The sequence below is a fragment of the Longimicrobium sp. genome, from assembly GCF_036387355.1.
GTDB lineage: Bacteria > Gemmatimonadota > Gemmatimonadetes > Longimicrobiales > Longimicrobiaceae > Longimicrobium.
This window is the reverse complement of the sequence record NZ_DASVTX010000126.1, coordinates 1-2822: the sequence shown is the minus strand read 5'-3', so window position 1 is coordinate 2822 and position 2822 is coordinate 1. Positions and strand designations below refer to the sequence as shown.

Sequence of the window (2822 nt, the reverse complement as noted above, 5' to 3'; positions counted from 1 at the left end):
GTTCGAGAGAATGGAGACGGATCGCGGGCCGCTTCCAGCGCGGCACCACCCGCCTTCGCTGACGGCTCCGCGCGGCGGATATGCGGATCACTTCTTCCCGCCGGCCCGCTTGCCCTTTCCGTGCGCCGCCTCGTGCAACTCGATCATCCGCTCGGGGGGAATGGCGGCGATCACGCGGCCGATGGCGTCCAGCGGAAGGTCGTCCAGCTTCTTGAAGCGGACACACGACTTCCCCATGTCCAGCTTCTTGCCCGCCGCGGCGAACGCGTCGCGAAGCTCTGCTTCCAGCGCCGGATCTCCGTACACGCCCAGCAGATACAGCGAGTAGGCGTTCTTCTGCGCGGCGATGGCGGCGTACCCCAGCGGCTGGCCGTTGTACGTGGACGGAAAGCGGCTGAGCGGGATGCCGTACGAAATCATCCCCCACGCCATCGTTTCCGCGTACCCCTCCGGCAGGTTCTGAAGGATGACGTCGCGCACGGCGGATACCACCGCGCGCCGCTCCTCGGGGAGTTCGGCAAGGTACTGCTCCACCGTCGCTGCGCTGCTCTGCATGGCGGGATTCGGATGCGTGGCGAGGATAAAAAGCGGAGGGTGCCGCGGACGTCAGGCCAGCGCCGCAATCGTCTCTGCAGCGGCGGAAAAGCGGCCGCGCTGCTGCTCGCGCGCCTCCGCGCTGGGAAGCTGTTCCTGGTGAAAGCTGACGGTGGTGCCCGTCTTTGCCGCATCCACGCGCACCTGGATTACGGTGGCGCGCGTCGCGCCGGGCTCGCGCAGGTGAAGTCGGATCATGAACCCCGGCCGGCACACGCGCACCTCACCGGTCGCGCCATCGCGCAGACGGAATGCCGAGCCGGGCTCCCACGCGATCGACTGCTCCGGCTCGCCCAGCCACGCGGCCACGCCCTCGGCCGAGGTGACGCGCCGCCACGCCTCTTCCGGCGCCACCGGAAGCGTGCGCCGCACGCCGATCTGAAAGCCGCCGGCCGCCTCGCCCACCACCCGCCGGCCGATCCTGCGCTCGTAGCCGGTGGTCACCTGCTGGCGCCACCACCCGCTCTGCACGCCGCCTTCCGCGCGCAGCAGGGCAACGATCCGCGGATGCGAAAGATCCGCCGCGCCGCGGGCGTCAAGCCACGCGCTCCACTCCGCCCAGTCCCGCCCGGTCGCGGCGCGAACCGAATCGTCCGGAGCGAGCCCTTCCATCCCCGCGCCTGCGACGGACGAAGCCATCATCCCTCCCGGATCACGACACCGCCGCGTCCACCGGCGTGGCCGCCGCCCCGGCGGACGGGGGCGCGGCGACCACGTGCAGCCCGCGCTCCAGCGTCTGCTTGATGGGGCAGCGGTCGGCCAGCTCCACCAGCCGCGCTTTCTGTTCCTCCGTAAGGTCGCCTTCCAGCGTCAGTTCGCGCTCCACCTGGTGCGGGCCCACGGGGGACGAGACGCACTCCACGCAGTCCTTGTCGTACGTGCGCGCCTGCCGCAGGCGAACGACCACGGACTCCAGCGGCCACCCCTTGCGGTCCGCGTACATGCGCAGAGTCATGGCCGTGCACGCGCCAATGGAGCCCAGCAGCAGATCGTACGGCGAGGGGCCCGCGTCCTTGCCGCCCACCTCCAGCGGCTCGTCCACCACCACACGCTTGCCGCCAGCGAACACCTCGGCCCGGTAGTGGTCTCGCCCGGCCTGGATGACCACGTCCTTGTTTTCCGCCACGGATTCTCCTCGTGCAGGGGGTCGGCGGGCGCGCGGGGGCGCCCGCGCGTCAGGCTTCCGGCGCGGTCGCGTCGGCGATGGCCTGAAACTCGTCGTCCGTGAGCCGAAGGGCGGCCGCGGCGGTGTTTTCATCCAGGTGCTTCACGCTGGACGTTCCCGGAATGGGGAGCATCACCGGCGAGCGGCGCAGCAGCCACGCCAGCGCCACGGCGGAGGGCGTGCTTTCCAGCCGCCGCGCTGCGTCCGCCAGCGGGCCCCCATTTTCCGCCAGCTTGCCGACCGCCAGCGGATACCAGGGGATGAAGCCGATGGACTCCCGCTCGCAGTAGTCCAGCACCGACTCCCACTCGCGGTCCGCCACGTTGTAGCGGTTCTGCACGGTCACGATGGGGAGCTCGCGGCGCGCCGCCTCGATCTGCTCCACCGTGACTTCCGAAAGGCCGGCGTGGCGGATCTTGCCCTCGCGGCGCAGGTCGGCCACGGTGCCGATCTGGTCTTCGGCCGGGATCGCCGGGTCAATGCGGTGCAGCTGCCACAAGTCGATGGTGTCCACCTTGAGCCGCTTGAGGCTCGCCTCGCAGGCGGCACGCACGTGCCTGGGGTGGCCGTTGATGGTCCATTCGCCCGGCCCGCTGCGCTCGAAGCCGCCCTTGGTGGCGATCAGGAGCCCGCGCGGGTACGGATACAGCGCCTCCGCGATCAGTTCCTCGCTCACCTTGGGGCCGTACGAGTCCGCCGTGTCGATCAGGTTGATCCCGATCTCCAACGTGCGCCGCAGCACGCGGATGGACTCGTCGTGGTCCCTGGGCGGGCCCCAGACCCCCTCCCCCGTGATCCGCATGGCGCCGAACCCCAGGCGGTTTACCTCCAGGTCTCCGCCGATGCGGAACGTGCCGCTCGCCGCCGCATCCACCTTGTTTTCCGCCATCGCCCACACCCCCGTTCCAAAAGGATGAACCCTGCGCTCCGCTGCAATCTGGCGAACGCGTCAAGCCCCCGCGAGGCCCTTCGTCACGACGTCACGGCGGATGACGAAACGCTTGCGCCGGAGACGGATTCGGCTTTTATTCGGACACGAACAAACGCCGAAGCAGGAGGGGTG

At 70.0% G+C, this 2822-nt stretch carries 4 protein-coding genes; all 4 read right to left on the bottom strand.

Annotation, left to right across the window (positions count from 1 at the left end; genetic code table 11):
* Nucleotides 1-87 precede the first annotated feature (87 nt).
* Genes VF665_RS05840 through VF665_RS05825 form a run of 4 tightly spaced genes read right to left on the bottom strand, consistent with a single transcriptional unit; the run spans nucleotide 88 to nucleotide 2648 of the window.
* Nucleotides 88-555 (bottom strand): DUF1801 domain-containing protein, encoded by a 468-nt coding sequence (locus VF665_RS05840; RefSeq protein WP_331052478.1) that lies wholly within the window; start codon nucleotides 553-555, stop codon nucleotides 88-90.
* A 51-nt stretch (nucleotides 556-606) separates the two neighbouring features.
* Nucleotides 607-1233, bottom strand: coding sequence for an SRPBCC domain-containing protein (locus tag VF665_RS05835; RefSeq protein ID WP_331052477.1), 627 nt, complete (start codon nucleotides 1231-1233; stop codon nucleotides 607-609).
* A 13-nt stretch (nucleotides 1234-1246) separates the two neighbouring features.
* The gene (locus VF665_RS05830) at nucleotides 1247-1720 is read right to left on the bottom strand and encodes an OsmC family protein (RefSeq protein ID WP_331052476.1); all 474 of its coding nucleotides are present in this window, start codon (nucleotides 1718-1720) and stop codon (nucleotides 1247-1249) included.
* 49 nt (nucleotides 1721-1769) lie between these two features.
* The gene (locus tag VF665_RS05825) at nucleotides 1770-2648 is read right to left on the bottom strand and encodes an aldo/keto reductase (protein WP_331052475.1); all 879 of its coding nucleotides are present in this window, start codon (nucleotides 2646-2648) and stop codon (nucleotides 1770-1772) included.
* Nucleotides 2649-2822: the final 174 nt, after the last annotated feature.

Excerpts from the sequence above, each read along its gene's own strand:
- VF665_RS05825 (WP_331052475.1), bottom strand. The coding sequence starts at position 2,648 with ATGGCGGAAAACAAGGTGGATGCGGCGGCGAGCGGCACGTTCCGCATC.
- VF665_RS05835 (WP_331052477.1), bottom strand. The coding sequence starts at position 1,233 with ATGGCTTCGTCCGTCGCAGGCGCGGGGATGGAAGGGCTCGCTCCGGAC.
- VF665_RS05840 (WP_331052478.1), bottom strand. The coding sequence starts at position 555 with ATGCAGAGCAGCGCAGCGACGGTGGAGCAGTACCTTGCCGAACTCCCC.